Source organism: Microbulbifer sp. S227A, from assembly GCF_049800935.1.
The window spans coordinates 44,381-59,633 of sequence record NZ_JBNAFZ010000007.1; the positions used below are offsets into that span (position 1 = coordinate 44,381).

Consider the following 15,253-nt stretch of genomic DNA (forward strand, 5'->3'; position numbering starts at 1 on the left):
TCGACGCCGGGGCATCAATTGTTAGTGACCGTTAACACTGGTTATGTGAACCGGGTCACGTCGTGATTTGTGTGTTTTTTCGCCTATTCAGCGCTTAAATTGGCGTTGGTGATCAACGTGCCCACGCCGGTATCGGTGAAGATTTCCAGCAGTACCGCATGAGGTACGCGCCCGTCGATAATATGTGCCGAGGTTACACCCGCTTTTACCGCGTCCAGCGCACAGGCGATTTTCGGCAGCATACCGCCGTAGATGGTGCCATCGGCGATCAGCCCGTCCACTTCCAGGGTGGAAAGGCCGGTAAGCACCTCGCCCTGCTTGTCCTGCAGCCCGGCCACATTGGTGAGCAGCATCAGCTTTTCTGCTTTCAGGTACTCGGCAATCTTGCCCGCAACCAGGTCTGCGTTGATGTTGTAGGACTCGCCATCCTTGCCCACGCCAATTGGCGCAATCACCGGGATAAAGTCGCTGTTGATCAGCATGTCGATCACATCGGTGTCGACGCTCTCCACTTCGCCGACGTGGCCGATGTCGATGATTTCCGACGCGTGCAGGCCGGCAGCATCTTCTTTGGTGCCATTGTCGCGGGTCAGCTTCTTCGCGCGAATCAGCAGGCCATCCTTACCAGTGACGCCCACCGCGCGGCCGCCGTTTTTATTGATCAGGTTAACGATTTGTTTATTCACGGTGCCGCCGAGCACCATTTCCACCACGTCCATGGTTTCGCTGTCGGTCACGCGCATGCCGTCGACAAAGCGCGATTCGATACTGAGCTTGTTGAGCAGGTCGCCAATCTGCGGGCCGCCACCGTGTACCACCACCGGGTTCATGCCCACCAGTTTCATCAGGATCACGTCGCGGGCGAAGCTGTTCTGCAGCTCCTCGTCCACCATGGCGTTGCCGCCAAACTTGACTACTACGGTCTTGCCAATAAAGCGCTGAATATAGGGCAGCGCCTCATTGAGAACCTGAGCGACGCGCAGGGCAGATTTCTGATCCAGTGACATAGCGTTTTCCTTACTGCTGTGGGGCAACCCGCTGGTACTTAAGGCAGCACCAGGGCGGGATCAATCTTTTGAAGTTGTTGGCCAATCAGTTCGCGGATACGTGCGAGGGCGGCCTCATTGTCGGCTTCGAAGCGCAAGGTCAGTGCGGCAGTGGTGTTGGAGGCGCGCACCAGGCCCCAACCGTCAGCAAACTCAATGCGCAGGCCGTCGATGGTGTTGAGATCCGCCTGGCCAAAGGTACCCTCGTTGCGAAGGCGTTCGATCAGCGCAAACTTTTGGGATTCTGCCACCGGCAACAAAATTTCCGGGGTATTTACCATCTTTGGCAGCGAGTCGAGAAGCTCGTCGAGGGTCTGCTCGCGCAGCGCCATAATTTCGAGAATACGAGCGGCGGCGTAAATGCCGTCGTCGAAACCGTACCAGCGATCCTTGATAAAGATATGCCCGGACAGCTCGCCACCGAGCAACGCGCCGGTTTCCACCATTTTGGCCTTCATCGGTGCGTGGCCGGTCTTCCACATCACCGGGCGGCCGCCATACTGGTTGACCAGATCGGCCAGTGCGCGTGAGCTTTTCACGTCGAACACGACATCCGAGCCCGGGTTGCGCGCCAGAATATCCCGCGCCAGCAGCATCACCAGCTGATCCGCCCATACGATGCGGCCGCTCGAAGTCACCAGGGTCACACGGTCGCCATCGCCATCGAGTGCGATGCCGAGGTCGGCTCCTTCGCCTTTTACTGCGGTAATCAGGTCCTGCAAGTTTTCCGGGCGCGATGGGTCGGGTGCGTGGTTGGGGAAGTTGCCATCCACTTCGCAATAGAGGGTATCTACCGCACAGCCCAGCTGCTCGAACAATTCGGGTGCCAGTTCCGAGGTGGCACCATTGCCCGCATCAATCACCACGTGTGGCTGGCCTGCGAGCGCGACATCGTTGAAGATTTCGTCGATGTAGGTATCGCGGATATCCTGCTGACTGTTGCTGGATTCACCGGAGGCAAACTGACCGGATAGCATTAATGCGCGCAGATCCTGCAGCTTGTCGTCTGCCAGCGAGCGGCCGTCCATTACAATTTTGAAGCCGTTGTACTCTGCGGGGTTGTGGCTCGCGGTCACCATTACGCCACTGTTGGCATTCTTGCCTTTGGAACAAGCGAAATACAGCACCGGCGAAGGCACCAGCCCGAGGTCCACCGCGTTACAGCCGCTTTCGAGAATGCCTTCGATCAGGCAGTCTCTCAGCAGCTCACTGCTGTTGCGGCCGTCGCGGCCCACCAGCAAGAGTTTTTGTCCCGCCTGCAGGGCAATGGTGCCAAGGGCGCGACCCAGCTGGTAAGCAAATGGCTCGTTAATTTCCTCACCGGCAATACCGCGGATATCGTAAGCGCGGAATACGTGGGCCGGGATTTCGGTGCTCGGTGTGCGCATCAGGTCGTGGGCAGAGGCCTGCTCGACTTTGGGTGCCGCCGAGCTCACCGCAGTGGTGGTGCTTTCTGATGCAGACTTGGGCGTGTCGAGATCCTCTTTGCGCAGGCCTTTTTGTGCAGCACCTTTTTTCTTGCTGCGTCCGGCCTGCTCCCAGGGTGCGGCACCGCCATCGGCGGGTAGCATTTTCCACAAGCCAAACAGCGTTGCCCCGAGGCCGATCAAGGCCAGGGCAAATAGCCATATTGGTGAAATACTGTGTGCGCCGGCAAAAGTGGGTGAAGGGGTAAAGGAGACTTTCAGATAGCTGCCGGCAACCGGGGCCGACACCGAGTCGCCGGTACTCCCCTGGGTGGGGGAATTCCACAATGGGCTTGCAGGTCCGTCGGGGAACTGCTGCGCCACACGGACGTTGCCCGGTGCGGTGTCCAGTTCCGACAGCGCACGTTCAAACACACCAAATGGCTGGGCAATCAGCAGGGCGCCGTCTTGCTCTGGTTGTGCGCTATACAGTTGCCATTGGTTATCGCTACCGCGCAGGAATTCGGGTTTTTGTTGGCCGCCTTGCTGGCTGCGTTTTAGCAGGTCTACCTGGGCAAAATTGAGTGGCGGATTGCCAACACCCGCATACAGCTCTGCCGCGGTGAAGTATTGCACCGCCCCCTGCGGGATCGCATTGGTGCCCATGCGCGTAGAAGATTTTTGCTGCAGATTCAGCTTGGCCAATTGCTGCTGGCGCTGGCTGAAAAACCCTTGCAGTTGTTCGGCATAGCCATTGGCTGTTTGTTGCGACGCCGCGCGTACGCTGGCTTGGTTGTGCGTCTGCAGTACGTTGGTGTTCAGCAGATGTGCACCGCCGAGCCAAACGGCGGCAGCCAGCAGCGCAGGTAATGTGAGCCCGCTGTGCCACAGAGGTTTATTTTCTGTTTGTGCTTTTACAGCCACGACTTTTCAGTCTCCTAGTCTTTCCAGACCAGCCCCCGGACCGGTTCAGTTATTCTGAATCTTGTTCGGCCGCCCCCAAGGTGCGGCCGTGCAGTGTTGTACTTCTGTGGTGTCGTTATTATTTCGTGTAATGCTTTTTATGCGCCCGGAAAAGCGCGCTTGGCAATCCGCCCGATCAGTTCCGCTGCCAGTTCGGTTTTCAGTGCAGCGGGCAGCGGCGTTTCGCCGGCGTTATCGATAATCACCACCTGATTGCGGTCGCTGTTAAATCCGCCGGCAGGGTCGCTCACATCGTTTGCCACAATCATGTCGAGGTTCTTGCGCGCGAGCTTGCTCTTCGCATGCTCGATGACCTTCTCGGTTTCCGCGGCAAAGCCCACCACAAATGGGCGCTTGCTTTTGCGTGCAGCGATGGTGGCGACGATATCCGGGTTTTTCACCAGGCTCAGTACGTCGCTGTCATGACCGTCTTCTTTCTTAATCTTTTGTTCCGCCACAATCGCCGGGCGGAAATCCACCACGGCAGCGGCGGCAATAAACAGGTCGCTATCATCGGCCGCCTGCTCGGCAGCGGCGAGCATATCGTCGGTGCTCACAACATCCACGCGGGTGACGCCCGCGGGTGTGTCCAGCCGTACCGGGCCGGCGATCAGGGTAACTTCGGCACCGGCGCGTGCTGCGGCGGCGGCGATGGCGAAGCCCATTTTTCCGGAGCTGTGGTTGCTCAGGTAGCGCACTGGGTCCAGCGCTTCGCGCGTGGGGCCGGCGGTGATGGTGACTTTTTTGCCGGCGAGCACTTGCTCGGGCACGAGAAAATCTACTAACCCGTCGACAATATCCAGTGGCTCCAGCATACGCCCCGGACCCACATCGCCGCAGGCCTGGCTACCGGCATCCGGGCCCAGTAGGGTGGCACCGCGCCTTTGCAGGGTTTCGGCATTGGCCAGGGTGGCGGGGTGGCGCCACATGGCCTGGTTCATGGCCGGTGCCAGTACCACCGGGGCTTCTGTGGCCAGGCACAGGGTGGTCAGCAGGTCGTCGGCCATACCGGCGGCGAGCCGCGCCATTAAGCTGGCGCTGGCCGGTGCGATCAAGATTACATCGGCCCACTTGGCCAGCTCAATATGCCCCATGGCTGCTTCGGCGGCCGGGTCCAACAGGTGCGTGTGCACCGGATTGCCGGACAGCGCCTGGAATGTCAGCGGGCGCACAAACTCCTGTGCACCGGCAGTCATGACCACGCGCACGGTGGCACCGCGGTCCTGGAGCCTGCGTACCAGGTCGGCGCTTTTATAGGCGGCAATGCCGCCGGAGACACCAAGCAGTATCCGTTTGTTGGCCAGTGAGGGCATATTCTGGGTTTCCGAAACGCTGGGAACACGTAAGATTACCATTTTAGCGCCGTGGACCATATGGTCACGAGGTTGCTATTGCGAGCTTGCAGGGGAAGCGAGCATTTACTTTTTGTTTTGGGCGATTACCCAGGGAGGGGAAATGGCGATTACCGACTGGCCGGCGGAGGAGCGGCCGCGGGAAAAGTTGCTGGCCAAGGGTGCGGCGGCGCTGTCTGACGCGGAGCTGTTGGCGATCTTTCTGCGTACCGGCTTGCCGGGTGTATCGGCGGTGGATCTGGCGCGACAGCTGCTGAGCGACTTTGGTGGGCTGCGGCCGTTACTGGAGGCGGAGCGCAAGGCTTTCTGTGCGGGCAAGGGCCTGGGCGATGCCAAGTATGTGCAGTTGCAGGCGGTACTGGAGATGGGCAGGCGCCATCTGGCGGAGCACCTGCGGCGTACCGATGCGCTCACCAGTCCACAGGCGGTGCGTGACTATTTAGCCGCACAGTTGCGCCATCGTACCCGCGAGGTGTTCTGCTGCCTGTTTCTGGATAGCCAACACCGGGTGATTGCCTTTGATGAGCTGTTTGAGGGCACGCTGAACGCGGCCAGTGTTTATCCCCGTGAGGTGGTGCAGACAGCCCTTGCCAGGGGCGCCGCGGCGGTAATCCTTGCCCACAACCACCCATCTGGCGTAAGTGAGCCCAGTCAGGCAGATATCCATATTACCGGGCGACTTAAAGATGCCCTGGCATTGGTGGATATCCGAGTGTTGGACCACCTGATTGTTGGTGAGGGAGCCGGCTGCTCTTTTGCGGAACGCGGATTGCTCTGAGGCCTACTGAGCTTCGTATCGAATATCCGTGGCGGTCGGGCCGATATACTCACTCCAAGACAGAGAAGCTGGTATTCGCGCCATTGACCCAAAGTGGCCGCCCAGACAGCAAAAAAGTTGGTTAAAACTTGCCCCACCTAGGGGGTTCTGGTATAAAACGCCGCTCTTTGCGGCCGGGCCAGATTCTGTACAGATCCCGCGGTCCGCTGGATACCGAATTTTGCATTTGCCCCGCCTTGAGCTGAGGGCACGAGAGTTTTTAAGAGGCCAATCAGATGTCCAAGGTATGTCAGGTAACCGGTAAGCGCCCGGTAACCGGAAACAACGTTTCTCACGCCAAAAACCGCACCAAGCGTCGCTTCGTGCCGAACCTGCAGTCCCACCGTTTCTGGGTGGAAGCAGAGAAGCGCTTCGTTAAACTGCGTGTTTCTACTAAAGGTATGCGCATTATCGATAAGAAAGGTATCGATACTGTACTGGCAGAGCTGCGCAAGCGCGGCGAGAAAGTTTAATAGCTGCTTAATAGCAGATTGGAGATAGAACAATGCGTGACAAGATTCGCCTGAATTCCAGCGCCGGCACCGGCCACTTCTACACCACTGACAAGAACAAGCGCACCATGCCTGAGAAAATGGAGATCAAAAAATACGATCCCGTTGCTCGCAAGCATGTGATGTACAAGGAAGGCAAAATCAAGTAATTGATTGCCTGACTGTTCGCGAAAAAGCCCGGTTCTCCGGGCTTTTTTGTGCCCGCAAGAAACAAATAAACTCTGATGCGAAAGCTCCGCTAGTGCTGGCCCTTTGCCAGACCGTCTGCGGCCAGGACGGCCGCAGCCGAGCCCCCAGGGATGGGTTTACGGCGTGTCTGGCGAAGGGCCAGCACTAGCGGAGCTGCCACCCAACTAGCTAGCGGTTGCCCCGGAAACCCGAAGATGCCAGAACTCCCAGAAGTAGAAACCACCAAGCGCGGTTTGGCGCCCCACCTTGAGGGTCGCAAGGTAAAGCAGTGCGAAATTCGCCAGCACAGCCTGCGCTGGCCGGTGGATGCCGACTTTGCCGAGAAGATCCGCGGTGCCCGTATTCAGCGACTGGATCGCCGCGCAAAGTACCTGCTGGTGGAGACTGACAAGGGACTCGCCATCTGGCATTTGGGTATGTCCGGCAGCCTGCGTATTGTTGGAGGCAGTGAGCCGCCGCAAAAGCACGATCATATCGACTGGCTGCTCGACAGTGGCCAGCGGCTGCGCTTCCACGACCCGCGCCGTTTCGGCGCTCTGCTGTGGACCACCGAAGACATCGCCGATCACGAGCTGATTGCCCACCTGGGGCCTGAGCCCCTTAGCGACGACTTCCACGCGGACTACCTGTTTAACGCCTCCCGCGGCCGCAAGGCCCCGGTAAAGACATTCATCATGGACGGCCGCATTGTCGTCGGCGTGGGCAATATCTACGCCTCCGAAGCCCTGTTCATGGCCGGTATCCGCCCGCAAACCCCTGCCGGCAAGATCTCCCGCGCCCGCTACGAGCGTTTAGTGGAAGCGATCAAGGAGGTGCTGGCCTTCGCCATTCAGCAGGGCGGCACCACCCTCAGAGACTTCGTCGGTGGTGACGGCAAGCCGGGCTATTTTGCCCAGCAGCTCAATGTTTACGGTCGCACCGGCGAGCCCTGTCGGCGATGCCTCGGCACCATTCGCGAGCAGATTATCGGCCAGCGCAACACCTTCTTCTGTCCCCGCTGTCAGCGCTGATTGGGAATTCGTTTGCGCTCACCCTAAATTTGAGCCCGATGTTCCAATCGAGTTTGAATCCATGATCATTGTGTTGCCTTTTCTCACGGCGCTGATCTCCGCCTGGTTCACCTGGCGTGGGCACCGGGCTAGCGCGATGGGGTGGTGGGCGATTACCGCTGCCATCTATGTCGCCTGGTGTTTCTACCATATGACCACCCCCCTGAAGATTTCCCTTTGAGCCACGTTTTGCCCGCTGCGGGGCGAAGCACGCCCAGCACGCCCAGGAGAGCTGCGCTGTGATTCACTATCTTTTCGGCCTGCGCCGTTGGACCGACTGTCTGAATGCCCTCGCGTTGGTAGGGGTCGGTGGGACTCTCTGGTTCGCCTTTGTCTGGCAAATCGTCTATCACGACCTGCCCTGCCCCCTGTGTCTGCTGCAGCGGGTGGCGTTTGCTATGGTCGGAATCGGTCTGATGCTGAATGTGTGCTTTGGCAGTCGCCCGGCGCATTACGGCATTGCGATACTCTCTGCCCTTGCCGGCATGGTGTCTTCCGCGCGGCAGGTGCTGTTGCATATCGCCCCCGGCGACCCGGGTTACGGCATGCCGTTTTTGGGGCTGCATTTTTATACCTGGGCGCTGATCGCGTTCTTTTTGCTGGCCCTGTATCTCGGTGTTTTGTTAATGCTGGATGGGATGAAACAGAAGGACGCGGCGGATATTCCGCGCAGCCCCGGCTGGTTGGGTAACCTCGGGGTGTACAGCTTTCTGGTGATCTTGCTGGTTATGTTCGTCGCCACCCTGCTGGAGTGTGGCCTGGGCCCCTGCCCCGATGACCCGACGGATTACCTGTGGATCCCGGGTAACTAAGTCAGCCGGGTGAAAACAGTTTGAGTCCGGCAATGCCCGCGACGATCAGGCCGATACACAACAGGCGCGGCAGGGCGGTGGATTCGGCAAATAGAATGATGCCAAGGATAGCGGTGCCCACTGCGCCGATGCCGGTCCACACGGCGTAGCCGGTACCCACGGGAATCGTTTTTAATGCCTGCGACAGAAAATAAAAGCTCGCGATCATCGCGATAGCGGTGAGCACACTGGGCATGAGCTTGCTGAAGCCCTCGGTATACTTGAGGCCGATGGCCCAGCCCACTTCCAGCAGGCCGGCAATTACCAAAAAGAACCACGGATTTGTCATCGTTACTTCCCTGTGAGATTGCCGGTGATTAGCGCCCGACCGCACTGCCTTCGCGGCGGGTGTCGGCGCCGCCATGGAGCTTGCCTTGCTTGACGGCAATACCATGGATGCCGCTATTCAAGTCCCGGCGCACCACCTTGTGCCCTTTTGCCTCGAGCTTTTTCAGTTCGTCATCGCTGAGCGTATCGGGCTCCACTTCCACCCGATAACCGATAGCGCCGATGTTACCGGCGGCGATCGCCTCGGCAATGGGCATGCCCTTTGTCAGGTGGTAAAGGATGGAGCGGGCAGTGTAATCGATAATCCGCGAGCCACCGGGTGAGCCAATAATCAGGCGCAGACTATCGTCTTCGTTAAACACCATGGTCGGCGACATGGACGAGCGCGGGCGCTTGCCAGCCTGGATGCGGTTGGCCACCAGTTCCTTGTTGGCGTTGTGCGGCACGAAGGAAAAGTCGGTGAGCTGGTTGTTCAGCAAAAATCCTTTCACCAGCAGTCGCGAGCCAAACCCGGTCTCGATACTGGTGGTCATACTCACCGCATTGCCGTACTGATCGACGATGGAGAGATGGCTGGTGTTGGGCAGTTCGGGAGACTTGGCTTCTACACGTTTGCCCGCAAAGGCTTTGGGGTCGCCCGCTTTTGCCGGCTGTGCTTTTTCCAGGTCGATCAGTTTCGCGCGCGCGGCCAGGTATTCGGGGGCGACCAGTGCTGCGGTGGGCACTGCGACAAAGTCGCTATCGGCGGCGTAGGTGTTGCGGTCCGCAAAAGCCAGCTCTGAGGCTTCGATAAACAGATGGGTAAGCTCGGCACTGCCTACCTCAAATTTCTGCACCGGTGTGTGTTGTAGCATGCCGAGGATGGCGCCCACGGTGGTGCCCCCGGATGAGGGTGCCGCGGCACCGCACACATCGAATTCGAAATAATCCGCGCACACCGGTTTGCGGATCTTGGCGGAGTAGCTGGCCATATCTGCCATGGTCATCACGCCGGGGTTTTCCGGGTCGTTGCGCACGGCGTCCACAATGGCTCGGGCAATTTCGCCCTCATAAAACGGCTTGGTGCCTTTATTGGCGAGCAGTTTCAGGGTTGCCGCATACTCCGGATTTTGCAGGATATGCCCGACCGGCAGTGGTTTGCCGTCGTCACCAAACAGGTAGGCAGTGATGGCCGGGCGCGCGGCCACCATTGGCAGCCGGTCCGCCAGCTTGTACAGGCGCGGGGAAATCGCGAAACCATTTTCCGCCAGTGCAATCGCCGGCTGGAACAACTCGGCCCAGGGCAGTTTGCCGTCGCGCTTGTGGGCCAGCTCCATCATGCGCATGACACCGGGGACGCCCACGGAATAGCCACCGATCACCGCCTTGATAAAGCTCATGGGTTTGCCGTCGTGCATGAAATAGTTTTCATCCACGGCCTGCGGCGCGGTTTCACGGCCGTCATAGCCGTTGAGCTTTTGGTCGTCGGCGCGGTAGCTCAGCATAAAGGCGCCGCCGCCAATGCCGGACGACTGGGGCTCCACCAACCCGAGCACCAGCTGTGCGGTGATGGCGGCATCTACTGCGGTGCCGCCTTTCGCCAGGATCTGCTCCGCTGCCGCGGAGGCGTGGGGGTTGGCAGTGACCGCCATAAACTCGCTGGCGATGGCGGACTTGATTTCGGTGCGCCCGGTGGCAATTTCTGGCTGTACTTCCTGTTTTACGTCCGCCAGTGCTTGCGGTTGCGCCGTTTGTTGGGCGCTCGCCGGTACTGCAAGGAGATGCAAAGACAGCGCGGCGCTGGTAGCCAGCAGCCGGGGCTTGGAAAGGACGTTAGCGCGAGAGAAAAAACGATTCACTGGGCGACCCGAAAGAGTGTGGATCGCCCGAGTGTATCAGACTGGTAGGCCAGCTTGCGTTGGCGGATACCGCTTTAGCGGTTGTATTTCTCTTGCAGTGCCTTTTGCACGCCGGGCGGTACGAATTTGGTGACGTCACCACCGAGCGAGGCGATTTCGCGTACCAGGGAGGAGGAGATGTAAGACAGGTGTTCCGCCGGTGTCAGGAACAGACTCTCCATTTGCGGCGCCAGCTGGCGGTTCATATTGGCCAGCTGAAACTCGTATTCAAAGTCGGATACCGCGCGCAGGCCGCGCACTACACCGTGGGCATCCAGCTGGCGTACCAGATCGGCGAGCAGGATGTCGAAGCCGATCACTTCGATGTTGTCCAAGTGGGCCAGCTCTTGTTGGGCCAGCTCCACGCGCTCTTCCATGGTGAACAGCGGGTTCTTGCGGGTGCTGGCGGCAACAGCGACCACCACATGATCGAACAGGCGGCAGGCCCGCTCAACGAGGTCCATATGACCATTGGTGATGGGGTCAAACGTACCCGGGTAAACCACTTTTTTCATAAGCCAATTCGCCTTGCCGGCCAGAAGGGACGCGCATCTTAAACAATTTAGCCGCGGCTCTCAAAATGTCGCGGCAAAATCGCCACTAACGGGATGAATAGTGGGAATTCACGCCTCGAATCTACGCCCAGCGCTCACACCCTATACAAGCGCATGCATACCTGTCCGGCGTGCTTTTCTTTCTCCAGTTGCCAGCCCTCAGGCGCGGCAATCACGTTGTCCCGTGGGGACTCCACATACACCAGGGTGCCAGTGCTCAGCCGTTGGCTTTGCGCGAGTGCATTCAGGGTGTCTGCCCACAGGTTCCTGGCGAAGGGCGGGTCGACAAACACCACGTCGTAGGCCGGGCCGCTCTGGCTGGTGAATACCTCTGCGGTGCAGTTGTGCACCTCGCCACCTGCCGCCTGTAACAGTTTCAACTGTTCGCGCAGAGTGCGCGCGGCGCCGCCGTCGAGTTCCACAAAGTCCACATGCGCGGCCCCGCGGCTCAGGGCTTCGAGGCCCAGTGCACCGGAACCGGCAAACAGATCCAGGCAGCGCGCATCGGGCAGATGAAACTGCAGCCAGTTGAACAGGGTCTCGCGCAGGCGATCCCCGGTTGGGCGCAGTCCTTCAATCGGCGCAAAAGCGACTTTGCGCCCGCGCCAACGGCCGCCGATGATGCGCAGCTGGCTTGGCGCTTGTGTGGCGGAAGACGGTTTACTCGGCCGGGGGCGGCGGTTTCTGGGCATCGGTTGTCCGGAGAAGTTGCTACAGCAGTAAATTAGACAGGGCCGTACTGTGTGCTAAACAGTCAGCGGTGCTAAGATTAGCGCCTTTCCGAGACCGGCTGCCAGTGGCAGTGACCCTCATCTATCTCCTTCGAAGAATTCGCACCCGATGATTTTTGATTTTCTGCGCAAAAAGAAGTCCGAGGACCAGGCCGCCGAGGATACGGCAGCCCCCGCGGAGTCCCAGCACCCTCTTGCTGAGGAGGTGGCCGAAGAAGCGGCCGGCGAGGCTGAATTTGTAATCCCGGAGAATTTGCAGGCGCCGGCTCCTTCGTCCGAAGAAGAGCAACTATCGACGGAAGAAGCCCCGGAAGCGGGTTTCGATCCGGCCGCCGAGGTGGCACAGGGCACGCCAGAGCCTGCCTCTACTCCGGCACTGGCAGCGGAAGACGAGCATCTTTCCACCGAAGAAGCCCCGGAATCCGGATTCGACCCGGCCATGGAAGTGGCGCAGGACGAGCCAGCGCCGGTACCGGAGCCGGTGCAGGAAAAGCCCAAGAAAGAGGGTTTCTTTGCGCGTATCCGCCGCGGCCTGTCGCGCACCAGCAGCCAGTTTGCCGAGGGTATGGGCAACCTGTTCCTGGGTGCCAAGGAAATCGACGAAGACCTGATGGAGGAGTTGGAGACCCAGCTGCTCATGGCGGACGTGGGCGTGGATGCCACCACCGAGATTATCGACCGCCTCACCGAGCGGGTTTCCCGCCGCGAACTGTCTGATGGCGCAGCGCTGTACAAGGCGCTGCAGGAGGAGCTGGCCGGGTTGCTGGGCAAGGTCGAAGCGCCGCTGGTGATCGACGAGAGTAAAAAGCCGTTTGTGATTCTGGTGGTTGGTGTGAATGGCGTCGGCAAGACCACTACCATCGGCAAGCTGGCCCACCGTTACCTGAATGAAGGCAAGTCGGTGATGCTCGCCGCCGGCGATACCTTCCGTGCCGCCGCGGTGGAACAACTGCAAGTTTGGGGACAGCGTCACAATGTGCCGGTTGTGGCCCAGCATACTGGCGCGGATAGTGCCTCTGTGATCTTTGATGCGATACAGTCTGCGCAATCCCGCAACGTCGATGTGGTGATTGCCGATACCGCCGGGCGCCTGCACAACAAGTCGAACCTGATGGAAGAGCTGTCCAAGGTGCGCCGTGTAATGGGCAAGCTCGACGGCGCCGCGCCGCACGAGGTGCTGCTGGTACTGGATGCCGGCACCGGCCAGAACGCGCTGTCGCAGGCGGAGACCTTCAGGGATGCCGCGGGGGTTAGCGGCCTGGTGCTCACCAAGCTTGATGGCACTGCCAAGGGCGGGGTGATTTTCGCGCTAGCACAGAAGCTGGGGATTCCGGTACGCTTTATCGGCGTGGGGGAGCAGGCAGAAGACCTGCAGCCATTTGTGGCGAAAGACTTTGTGGCGGCGCTGTTTAATCGCGGCCAGGGCTAGCGCAACAAGCTTTCACAGGCCGCTTAGAGCGTCTGAACTTTATGCGAAGGTGTCGCTAGCTGGTAAGGCTTTGCGAGACCGTCTGCGGCCAGGACGGCCGCAGCCGAGCCCCCATGGATGGGTTTACGGCGTGTCTCGCAAAGCCTTACCGGCTGGCGGCACCGCCTCGGTGTCTGAAGCTGCTTTCGGATCCGCAAAAGACAAAGAACAACAAAAACGCGCTCATGATCCAGTTTGATAACGTCAACAAACGCTACGAGTCCGGCCAGGATGCGCTGGGGCGTGTCAGTCTGGAAATTGATCGCGCCGAGATGGTGTTCCTGACCGGCCACTCCGGCGCCGGCAAAAGCACCCTGCTCAAACTCCTCACCGCCATCGAGCGCCCCACCCGCGGCAGCATCATCGTCGGCGGCCAGAACCTCAACCGCCTACGCAATAGCCAGATTCCCTACTACCGCCGCAACCTCGGCATTGTGTTCCAGAACCACCAGTTGCTGTTCGATCGCAGCGTGTTCGACAATGTCGCCCTGCCGCTGTCGGTCTCCGGCTGCAGCCGCCGCGAAGTGGGCCGCCGCGCGCGCGCCGCGCTGGACAAGGTCGGCCTGCTGCACAAAGAGAAACAGAATCCCATCGTGCTCTCCGGCGGTGAACAACAGCGCGTGGGTATTGCCCGCGCGGTGGTGAACAAGCCCGCTCTGCTGGTGGCGGATGAGCCCACCGGTAACCTGGACCCGAAACTGTCCGAGGAAATCATGGGACTGTTCCGGCAGTTCAATGCGGTGGGCACTACCGTGCTAATTGCCAGCCACGACCTCGAATTGATTGCGCGCATGCGCCAGCGAGTGCTGACGTTGCAGCAAGGCCAGTTGATCTATGACGGATACCCAAGCCGTGAACCAGCGTACTAAGCCCGCCGCCAACCCACCCGAACGCAGCCGCGCCGCGGGTGCGGTGACCGCGCGCACCGGCGTTGGCGACCGCTTCAGCAGCTGGACCAACCACCACCGGGAAATGTGGCGCGAATCCTGGGCGCGTTTCTTTGCCTCACCCATGTCCAGCGGCATGACCGCGCTGGTGATTGCCATTGCCCTGGCCTTGCCCGCGGCACTGCAGTTGGGACTTACTAACTTCCAGAAGGCCGTGGCTGGCTGGGATGGGCAGCCACAGATTTCCGTATTCCTGCACAAGCGCGCCCGCGAGAACGCGGTGCAGTCGTTCGCCGATGACTTGCGCGGGGACCCGCTGGTAGCGGGGGTGACGTATATCTCGCCGGAGCAGGCGCTGGCAGAATTCCAACAGTCCTCCGGCCTTGGGGATGCGCTGCTTGGTATGGACAGCAATCCGTTGCCAGCGGTACTGCTGGTGCGCCCGCGCGGCTCCGATACAGCCTCACTTGAGACGCTGGCCACCCGCTTGCGCGACAGCGCGATGACAGATTCCGTGGTGCTGGATATGGCCTGGGTGCAGCGCCTGGCGCAGCTCACCGAGCTGGGGCAGCGCATGAGCATGGGGTTGGCACTGTTGCTGGCGCTGGGGGTGTTGCTGGTGGTGGTAAACAGCATTCGCCTGCATATCGAAAGTCGTCGGGATGAAATCCTGGTGGTGAAGCTGGTGGGCGCCACGGATGCATTTGTGCGCCGTCCGTTCCTGTACACGGGCCTGGTGTATGGCCTGGTCGGCGGTCTGATTGCCTGGTTGCTGGTAAGCGGTGGTGTATGGCTGCTGGCGGGGCCGATTAGCGGGCTGGCAAACCTCTACGGCAGTGGTTTCCGCCTCGATGGCCCCGGGTTTACCTATCTGATTGGGCTGGCCGGCGGCGCCGCGCTGCTCGGGCTTACCGGGGCCTGGTTGGCGGTGGCGCGACATATTTCTGCGATTCAGCCGCGCTAACGCCCGATCTGACCGCCATTTATCTCGTCTCATCGGCCCTTTGTGTCGCTTGACCGGGCAGTCTGCAAAGATTGGTAAAGCGCAGGCGCGCCCCGGAACTTCTGCTGTGGATAACCGCTCTAATCTCCCGTATTTCAAGGGCTGGCACGCGATCCCGGCCACCTCCATACGGGGTTCCATTTCCCGTTGCGAGTGCTACACTGTGGCCGACTTTGCTCTCTCGGTGCCGCTTAAAGACTGATCAGTCCAGGGCCGAATGGAGCAGCCGCCGCAAACTACTGGTCCCGGTAAGAAACAGT

General features: G+C 60.0%; 16 protein-coding genes. 9 read left to right on the forward strand and 7 right to left on the reverse strand.

The window, feature by feature from the left end; genetic code table 11:
- Positions 1–83 precede the first annotated feature (83 nt).
- The 3 genes from argB to coaBC form a co-directional block, all read right to left on the reverse strand.
- On the reverse strand, positions 84–1,007 hold the full coding sequence (gene argB / locus ACP15R_RS16675) for an acetylglutamate kinase (RefSeq protein WP_224868037.1): 924 nt from the start codon (positions 1,005–1,007) through the stop codon (positions 84–86).
- Positions 1,008–1,045: 38 nt separating this feature from the next.
- On the reverse strand, positions 1,046–3,376 hold the full coding sequence (locus ACP15R_RS16680; protein WP_224868035.1) for a phosphomannomutase/phosphoglucomutase: 2,331 nt from the start codon (positions 3,374–3,376) through the stop codon (positions 1,046–1,048).
- A 137-nt stretch (positions 3,377–3,513) separates the two neighbouring features.
- On the reverse strand, positions 3,514–4,728 hold the full coding sequence (gene coaBC / locus ACP15R_RS16685) for a bifunctional phosphopantothenoylcysteine decarboxylase/phosphopantothenate--cysteine ligase CoaBC (protein WP_224868670.1): 1,215 nt from the start codon (positions 4,726–4,728) through the stop codon (positions 3,514–3,516).
- Positions 4,729–4,870: 142 nt separating this feature from the next.
- On the opposite strand from coaBC, the gene radC reads away from it, so the two are divergent.
- The 6 genes from radC (at position 4,871) to ACP15R_RS16715 (ending at position 8,146) form a co-directional block, all read left to right on the forward strand.
- On the forward strand, positions 4,871–5,545 hold the full coding sequence (gene radC, locus ACP15R_RS16690; RefSeq protein WP_224868033.1) for a RadC family protein: 675 nt from the start codon (positions 4,871–4,873) through the stop codon (positions 5,543–5,545).
- Between the two features lie 275 nt (positions 5,546–5,820).
- Positions 5,821–6,057 (forward strand): 50S ribosomal protein L28, encoded by a 237-nt coding sequence (gene rpmB, locus ACP15R_RS16695; RefSeq protein WP_010132080.1) that lies wholly within the window; start codon positions 5,821–5,823, stop codon positions 6,055–6,057.
- A gap of 32 nt (positions 6,058–6,089) precedes the next feature.
- Positions 6,090–6,245 carry a 50S ribosomal protein L33 gene (rpmG, locus tag ACP15R_RS16700; protein ID WP_010132079.1) on the forward strand — a complete coding sequence of 52 codons (156 nt, stop codon included), beginning with the start codon at positions 6,090–6,092 and terminating at the stop codon, positions 6,243–6,245.
- A gap of 234 nt (positions 6,246–6,479) precedes the next feature.
- Positions 6,480–7,295 carry a bifunctional DNA-formamidopyrimidine glycosylase/DNA-(apurinic or apyrimidinic site) lyase gene (gene mutM / locus ACP15R_RS16705; protein WP_224868031.1) on the forward strand — a complete coding sequence of 272 codons (816 nt, stop codon included), beginning with the start codon at positions 6,480–6,482 and terminating at the stop codon, positions 7,293–7,295.
- 61 nt (positions 7,296–7,356) lie between these two features.
- Entirely contained in the window at positions 7,357–7,515 is a 159-nt protein-coding gene (locus tag ACP15R_RS16710; protein ID WP_222231084.1) for a DUF5993 family protein, read from the forward strand.
- Between the two features lie 58 nt (positions 7,516–7,573).
- On the forward strand, positions 7,574–8,146 hold the full coding sequence (locus tag ACP15R_RS16715; protein WP_224868029.1) for a disulfide bond formation protein B: 573 nt from the start codon (positions 7,574–7,576) through the stop codon (positions 8,144–8,146).
- Position 8,147: 1 nt separating this feature from the next.
- On the opposite strand, the gene sugE is transcribed toward ACP15R_RS16715, so the two are convergent.
- From sugE to rsmD, 4 genes are all read right to left on the reverse strand, one after another.
- On the reverse strand, positions 8,148–8,474 hold the full coding sequence (gene sugE / locus ACP15R_RS16720; protein WP_224868027.1) for a quaternary ammonium compound efflux SMR transporter SugE: 327 nt from the start codon (positions 8,472–8,474) through the stop codon (positions 8,148–8,150).
- A 28-nt stretch (positions 8,475–8,502) separates the two neighbouring features.
- Positions 8,503–10,311, reverse strand: a complete 1,809-nt coding sequence (gene ggt / locus ACP15R_RS16725; RefSeq protein ID WP_224868025.1) for a gamma-glutamyltransferase — start codon at positions 10,309–10,311, stop codon at positions 8,503–8,505.
- Positions 10,312–10,385: 74 nt separating this feature from the next.
- On the reverse strand, positions 10,386–10,865 hold the full coding sequence (gene coaD / locus ACP15R_RS16730) for a pantetheine-phosphate adenylyltransferase (protein WP_077407728.1): 480 nt from the start codon (positions 10,863–10,865) through the stop codon (positions 10,386–10,388).
- Positions 10,866–10,999: 134 nt separating this feature from the next.
- Entirely contained in the window at positions 11,000–11,596 is a 597-nt protein-coding gene (gene rsmD / locus ACP15R_RS16735) for a 16S rRNA (guanine(966)-N(2))-methyltransferase RsmD (RefSeq protein ID WP_224868024.1), read from the reverse strand.
- A 478-nt stretch (positions 11,597–12,074) separates the two neighbouring features.
- Here rsmD and ftsY point away from each other — a divergent pair, with 478 nt between their 5' ends.
- The 3 genes from ftsY to ftsX all read left to right on the forward strand — a co-directional run bounded on the left by ftsY (position 12,075) and on the right by ftsX (position 14,954).
- Positions 12,075–13,064, forward strand: coding sequence for a signal recognition particle-docking protein FtsY (gene ftsY / locus ACP15R_RS16740; protein ID WP_318247435.1), 990 nt, complete (start codon positions 12,075–12,077; stop codon positions 13,062–13,064).
- Between the two features lie 224 nt (positions 13,065–13,288).
- On the forward strand, positions 13,289–13,972 hold the full coding sequence (ftsE, locus tag ACP15R_RS16745; protein WP_010132065.1) for a cell division ATP-binding protein FtsE: 684 nt from the start codon (positions 13,289–13,291) through the stop codon (positions 13,970–13,972).
- Positions 13,956–14,954 carry a permease-like cell division protein FtsX gene (gene ftsX / locus ACP15R_RS16750; RefSeq protein ID WP_224868020.1) on the forward strand — a complete coding sequence of 333 codons (999 nt, stop codon included), beginning with the start codon at positions 13,956–13,958 and terminating at the stop codon, positions 14,952–14,954. The genes ftsE and ftsX overlap by 17 nt, the downstream gene beginning before the upstream one ends.
- Positions 14,955–15,253 lie beyond the last annotated feature (299 nt).